We start from the raw sequence: 6,685 nt of genomic DNA, 5'->3' as shown, positions 1-6,685 counted from the left end.
CTATATGGGCAAGGGGCGCAAGAGTCACGATGTGGCGGCCAAGTGGCGCGCCACCCGCTGGTGGGACGTCGACATCGGTGATCGCGAGCTGGTGGTCTGGGGCAGCCCGATCGAACTGGGTGCGCAGGATCGCATCCGCCGTCTGCGTGACGGTTTGATGAGAAGCCACCTGTTGCCGGCGTTCGAGATGTCGGAGCGCAATCTGGAACGGTTCGTCGAGGCCATTCGTGCGACTCGTCCGGCAATGCTCTTCGGTTATCCGTCGAGTCTCTCGCTGATTGCGCGCCATGCGCGGGCGAGCAATGTGGACCTCAGCCACCTGGGAATCAGGGTTGTTTTTGTGACCTCGGAGAAGCTCTATGCCGAGCAGCGGGCGCTGATCAGCGAGGTATTTGCCTGTCCGGTAGCCAATGGCTATGGTGCCCGCGACGCCGGTTTCATCGCTCACGAGTGTCCGTCCGGTAGCCTGCACATCAGTGCCGAGGACATCATTGTCGAGACGATCGGTGCTGACGGCAGGCACACGAAGCCCGGTGAAGCCGGCGAGATCGTCGTCACGCATCTGGCAACCGCTGATTTCCCGTTTGTCCGCTATCGCACCGGCGACGTAGGCGTTCTAGGAGTGAAGACGTGTGCCTGCGGCCGGGGCCTGCCGGTGCTGGAGGACGTTCAGGGGCGAACCACGGATTTCGTCGTGGCGCATGACGGTACGGTCATGCACGGTCTGGCACTGATCTACACCGTCCGCGACCTGCCCGGGGTCGAGCGCTTCCGGATCGAGCAGGTATCGATCGACCGGACGGTTGTCAAGCTGGTGGTCGGGCCGGCCTTCGATCGGTCTTCAGAGGAACGGATTGTCAGGGACTTCAAGGCCAGGTTGGGTGAGGTGGTCGAGGTCCGGGTCGAGAAGGTGAGCGAGATTGCCAGCGAATCGTCCGGCAAGTTCCGTTATGTCGTCAGTCGGGTCAAAGGCTTGGCCGTTGGGAGGGACAACGAGCGTGGCTGATCGTCCAGGGCTTGCCGGGCTCGGGCCGGTTTGTTGCGCGCCGCGACCAGCCTGGTGCCCGGCGGAGCCTGGGTTGCCTGTCACCACCGGTGGGTGGCGTGGCCGGCATCCTGCTGTCAAAAAAGGACGGGTTGAAGCATGCGCGACATCCTGATCACGGTAATCATTGTCGGCCTGCTGCCATTCATCCTGCGCAGCGCATCGTTGGGGGCCTATGTCTGGGCGTGGATTTCGATGATGATCCCGCACAAGAACGCCTTCGGCTTTGCGGCGACGATGCCTTTTGCCCACATGGTTGCGCTGACCACATTGCTGAGCTGCGTGTTCTCGCGCGAGCGGCGGCCCTTTCCGGTGAACAGCATTACGGTCACCTATGTGTTGCTCATGCTGTGGATGAGCTTGACCTGTTTCTTTGCGCTGAATACGACCGAAGTCGTGTTCGAACGCTGGTTGCTGGTGTTCAAGATTCACCTCATGGTCTATGTGACCCTGATGTTGCTGCGCGGTCGGCAACAGATAGAGCGTCTGGTTTGGGTGATCGTCGTGTCGATCGGCTTCTATGGGGTCAAGGGTGGGGTGTGGACTCTGCTCACCGGCGGCGGCGGACGCGTCTGGGGTCCTCCCGGTGGATTCCTGCTCGACAACAACGCTTTCGGGCTGGCGCTGGTGATGCTGCTGCCGCTCTTCTATTACCTGCAACAGGTGTCCGTTCGTCGCTGGCTGCGCTGGGGCCTGGTCGGCGGCATGGTTGCCCTCACCTTCTCGATTCTGGGTACCCACTCGCGCGGCGCGCTCCTCGCCCTGGTTGCGATGACCGGCTTTCTGGGACTCAAGTCCCGCCGCCCGGTGCTCAACAGCGTCCTGCTCGGCCTCGGACTGCTGGCCGCGATCGCCTTCATGCCCGATACCTGGAGCGGGCGGATGCACACCATCGAGACCTATGATCAGGACACGTCGGCGATGTCGAGGATCTACGCCTGGAAGACGTTGTGGGCGCTGGCCCTCGACCGTCCGCTGACCGGTGGGGGTTTCGTGGTCGATACGCCACAGGTGTTCGCCATCTATGCACCGCCAGGAGGGGCCGGCGTATACACCGGCGGTAACGTCTATGTGGCGCACAGCATCTACTTCCAGATGCTGGGCGAGCATGGCTTCCCCGGTCTGGCACTGTTCCTGCTCCTGGGTGTTGCGACCTGGCGCACGTCCGCACGGCTGGCCCGGCTGGCGAAGAGTGATCCCCGATACAGCTCCTGGGTGCCCATGCTGATGCGCATGGTGCAGGTGAGTCTTGTCGCTTTTGCGACCGGTGGAGCCTTCCTCAGCCTGGCCCATCTGGATCTGATCTACTATATTGTCTGCCTCGTCGTACTGGTGGATGCTACGCTCAGAGAGCAGGCAAAGGTGGCAGGTGCGACCATCGTCAACCCGGTCGCGGTGCCCACAGCGCTCGGGAGCACGCCATGATCCACGCGCGGGTTCGCCGTCGGACTGGCGAGGCTGTCCTGGCATTGGAGTGGCGATGAATTCGCTGTTGACCACGGCCAGTCGCTTCGCCTTCGGTCTGGCGCATGGGCTGGACTCGCCGAAACTATCCATCCTGATCTTTCATCGCGTCCACGCGCGGGCCGACACACTCTTTCCGTACGAGCCTGATGCCATAAACTTTGAACGGCTGATGCGCTTCGTGGCGGCGAGCTTTCGCGTCATGTCACTGGCTGAAGCGGCCGCCGGTCTGGCCCGCGGCGAACTGCCGGCACGGGCGTTGGTAGTCACCTTCGACGATGGCTATGCCGACAACGCCGAGGTGGCGTTGCCAATCCTGCAGCGCTGCGGCATCGTGGCCAGTTTCTTTGTGTCAACCGGATTTCTCGACGGCGGCCGGATGTGGAACGACAGCGTGATCGAAACCGTACGAGCCTGCCGCCATGAGCAACTCGATCTTGATGGCTTTGGCCTGGGTCTTTGCCCGCTGGCCGGGCCGGCCGCGCGCAGGAACGTGATCGCCAGCTTGCTGGCGCACATCAAGTACCTGAGCCTGAACGAGCGCGAGGAGGCGATCGCCCGCCTGCAGGCGACCGCCGGGGTTGCCTCGTTGCCGGCCGATCTGATGATGAGTTGCGAGCAGGTGCGGCAATTACACCGTGCGGGTATGGAGATCGGCGGTCATACGGTTCGCCATCCGATCCTCACGACTTTGACGGCGAGCGAAGCGGCACACGAGATCGCCGGTGGGCGGGACCGACTGCAGGAAATCATCGATTCGCCGGTGAACGTATTTGCCTATCCGAACGGCAAACCGGGGTCCGACTATGATCACAGCCACGTCGAGCTGGTGCGCCGACTTGGCTTCGCCGCCGCGGTCAGCACCGCGCCCGGGGTCGCCCGGCAGGGTGCCGATTGCTTTCAATTGCCAAGGTTCACCCCCTGGGGACAGTCGCTGACAACCTGGGCGATGCGTCTGCTCCTGCAGCAGAAACAGACCCGTTACCCGGTGGCAGGCGCCGCGCATGGAGTCTGAAGTTGTCCATCGCAGGTGCCTGCGAAGCAGCCTGGCTGTTGCCCTCGGTTTGCTGGTCGGGTTGACCGGGGCATCGCTGCTGTATTCCAGTTTGCATCCTTGTCCTGCGGACGACTTCGGGCAGGTCCAGGCAGGACACCTGCGGCGGCTCGACGGCAACGCCGAGAAAGGGCGGGTGATCTTCCTCGGCAGCAGCACCTTCCAGGGCCTGGACACCGGAAGTGTGACGGCGCGGCCACTGAATCTCGGACTCGGGGGCGATACGGTGCAGGGCTTGCGCGAACGCTTGCGCACCTATTCCTCACCGAAGGACGCGAGCGCCATCGTGCTCAACATCGGACTGAACGATATCGTGCGTGGCGTCGAGGTCGACCGACTTCCTTATCAGCAGTTGTTGAGTGAGCTGCCCGTACATGTTCCGCTGTTTGTGCTTGGGCTGCAGGCAGTCAGGCGGGCTGTTCCGGATGAGGAGGAGCGGATCAATCGGGCCGTGGTCGAGGCCAATGCACGGCTCAGCGCGCTTTGTGCGGCGCGGCGCGCTTGCCGATACCTCGGGAATCCGGTGGACTCGGCAGTGCGTTCCGAACCCTTCTTGTGGGAGCCCGATGGCCTGCATCTGTCGGCGGCGGGTTACGTCAGGCTGCGTGCCGCCCTCGTGCAAGGCCTTGCGGCGGGCGGTGTCGCACCATGACGGCGACAGACGCGCGTCGTGACCATGCGCTTGATGCCGCGCGGGGCGCGCTCATGGCTTTGGGCATCGTCATTCACGCGGCGAACGTCTACATTCCCGCCGGTACCTGGCTGGTCGCGGATCCGGCACGCTCCGCGTTTTTCGACTGGCTGGCCAGTGCGATCCACAGTTTTCGCATGCCGGCCTTCTTCTGGATTTCGGGCTATTTCTGTGCGCTCACCCTGGAGCGCTACGGCACCTGGACGTTTCTGCGCAAGCGATTGCCGCGAATCGCCGTTCCCCTGCTGGTCAGTTGGGGGACGCTCAATGTCATTCAGGTCATCATCATTGCCCGCCTGAGCGGGCAGGATGTTCGAAGTGCGCTGCTCTCCGGCGTACCGATCTACCATTTGTGGTTCCTGGTCGACCTCCTGGTTTACTTCTCGCTGGCCGCGCTCCTCAATTGCCGTGTGGCCCAGCCCATCCACTGGTTGAGCAAGCGCGTTCTGACGGTCGCAAACCCCGTGTTGCAACTGATGCTGCTTGCCGTTTTCGCCACCGGTCTCGAACTGGGTGTGCGCGCCACCGGTCTTGCTTATGTGAATCTGATGGGCCTCACGAGCCCGTTCAGGTTGGTTGGCAACTTCGCGTTTTTCTTTGTCGGCATGCTGATGTACGGTTCGGCAGCCATGCGTGGCTCCTTTTTCCGTATTCACCCGGGGCTGCTGGTGCCCGCGGTTCTCCTGTGCCTGTGGTTCGATCGTCTGGTCAACACCGAGTCCCGGTTGCTCGGCGAACTGGCCGGCCTGGCGGCTACGCTAATGACCTGGATCACGGTGGCGGCGGTGATCGGGCTGTTCAGGCGACTGTTCGCGCAGGCAGGAAGAGCGACGCGCTTCATGTCGGATGCCAGCTATACGATCTACCTCTTTCACCACGTCATTGTCGTTCTGATCGCGATATTGCTGCTGGCCGTACCCTGGTCGGCCTATGTCAAGTTTCCGATCGTCGTTCTGGCGACCTTCGGCCTGACGGCAGCCATTCATCGCTACTGCATCTCTCCCTCGGATCTCCTGCGCTTTGCATTCAATGGCAAGTAGACAGCGAACTTCCCCCGGTTTTTCGTTTGTCAAAGGGGGCGGGACGCATGTTACCAGTATCTCCTGATGCGGCCCTGTGATCCAGTTCTCGAATCCGTCGTGACAACCCGCCCGCCAGCGCCGTTGAGCTTGCCTTCCGTGCCCACGTTCTGCCCTTCCTTGATCCGCTTGACCGCCAGTTCCTTGAACCCGGTCGGGCAGGCCGGCTGCGCCATCTTCGTCTCATGCCTTCCCAAAGTGGCGTCAATTTCATGTCACCCTGGGCAGACGAGATTTTGGGGGGAAGCTCAGTCCAAACTTCATCTGATCCAACGATCATGATGGATGTTGTCTCCACCCGGTCATTTCCGCAACAGGCGCAAGCCGTTGAATACCACCAGCAGACTTGCTCCCATGTCGGCGAAAACCGCCATCCACATACTGCCCAGACCGATCAGGGTGAGCACCAGGAAAACCGCCTTGATACCGAGCGCCAGTACGATGTTTTGCACCAGTACGGCGTGGGTGGCGCGCGAGAGACGAACGAAGCGGGCAATCTTGCGCAAATCATCATCCATCAGTGCGACGTCGGCGGTTTCGATCGCCGTATCGGTGCCAGCCGCAGCCATGGCGAAACCAATGTCGGCACGGGCCAGTGCCGGCGCATCGTTGATGCCGTCGCCGACCATCCCGATCTTGCCCGTTTTTCCCAGCTTGGCGCCGATCACCTCCGCCTTGTCTTCGGGCAACAAGTCGCCACGTGCCTCGTCCATACCGACCTGGAAGGCAATGGCTTCGACGGTGTGCGGGTTGTCGCCACTCAGCATCAGGGTCCTGACACCCAGGGAATGTAGTTCGGCGATGGCGGCGCGGCTGCTATCGCGCACGCTGTCGGTCACCGCAAACGGCGCCAGTACGGTTTGACCGTCGGTCAGCATCAGGGTCGTCTTGCCCTGCCGTTCCAGCGCATCGAGCCGGGTTTCCAGCTCGGGGGAACACGCTCCCAGATCGTGGACCAGGCGGTGATTGCCAAGCTGATAGCCGATTCCGTCGATCACGCCCTGTACGCCGCGACCGGGAATGGCGGCGAAGTCGTTCACTTCCCTCCTTGACACTGCGGCCTGCGCGCCCGCCTGTGCCAGCGCCCGCGACACCGGGTGGTCGGAGCGTGCGGCGAGGCTGACCGCAAGACTGCGCGCATCGTTCTCGGGCAATGCACCGCGCAGTTCGAAGTCCGTCTGCACCGGCTTGCCATGGGTGAGGGTGCCGGTCTTGGCAGCGCAACTTCTTTTCTGTAAAAGCCCCCAAGGGATTCCATCGGGATATAGCCATCAGTCATTCAGGTTGAGGTAGATTTTCCCGGTCATCCATTCCTCGTCGCATTCTGCCAGAAGGGCGGAGACAAGGCGCAG

The 6,685-nt window shown here is 62.3% G+C and carries 6 protein-coding genes and 1 pseudogene; 5 read left to right on the top strand and 2 right to left on the bottom strand.

Annotated elements, in window-relative coordinates; all coding sequences use genetic code 11:
* The 5 genes from JNK99_RS17145 to JNK99_RS17125 form a co-directional block, all read left to right on the top strand.
* On the top strand, positions 1-1,006 hold a 1,006-nt coding region (locus JNK99_RS17145; protein WP_291855572.1), incomplete at its 5' end, for a phenylacetate--CoA ligase family protein.
* Positions 1,007-1,144: 138 nt separating this feature from the next.
* Positions 1,145-2,470 carry a putative O-glycosylation ligase, exosortase A system-associated gene (locus JNK99_RS17140; RefSeq protein WP_291855570.1) on the top strand — a complete coding sequence of 442 codons (1,326 nt, stop codon included), beginning with the start codon at positions 1,145-1,147 and terminating at the stop codon, positions 2,468-2,470.
* 55 nt (positions 2,471-2,525) lie between these two features.
* A complete protein-coding gene (locus JNK99_RS17135; protein WP_291855567.1) occupies positions 2,526-3,524 on the top strand; it encodes a polysaccharide deacetylase family protein in 999 nt (332 codons plus the stop codon).
* Positions 3,514-4,215, top strand: a complete 702-nt coding sequence (locus tag JNK99_RS17130; RefSeq protein ID WP_291855564.1) for a GDSL-type esterase/lipase family protein — start codon at positions 3,514-3,516, stop codon at positions 4,213-4,215. Before JNK99_RS17135 ends, JNK99_RS17130 begins: the two co-directional genes overlap by 11 nt.
* Positions 4,212-5,294, top strand: coding sequence for an acyltransferase family protein (locus JNK99_RS17125; protein ID WP_291855562.1), 1,083 nt, complete (start codon positions 4,212-4,214; stop codon positions 5,292-5,294). Before JNK99_RS17130 ends, JNK99_RS17125 begins: the two co-directional genes overlap by 4 nt.
* A 50-nt stretch (positions 5,295-5,344) precedes the next feature.
* On the opposite strand, the gene JNK99_RS17120 is transcribed toward JNK99_RS17125, so the two are convergent.
* Positions 5,345-5,509, bottom strand: coding sequence for a hypothetical protein (locus JNK99_RS17120; protein WP_291855559.1), 165 nt, complete (start codon positions 5,507-5,509; stop codon positions 5,345-5,347).
* Positions 5,510-5,635: 126 nt separating this feature from the next.
* Positions 5,636-6,547 (bottom strand): annotated as a pseudogene (locus JNK99_RS17115) (HAD-IC family P-type ATPase); the annotation flags it as partial.
* Positions 6,548-6,685 lie beyond the last annotated feature (138 nt).

This window comes from Accumulibacter sp., from assembly GCF_016789985.1.
Classification (GTDB): Bacteria; Pseudomonadota; Gammaproteobacteria; order Burkholderiales; family Rhodocyclaceae; genus Accumulibacter.
Note: the sequence above shows the minus strand (reverse complement) of the source record. Positions and strands in the feature narration are given on the sequence as shown.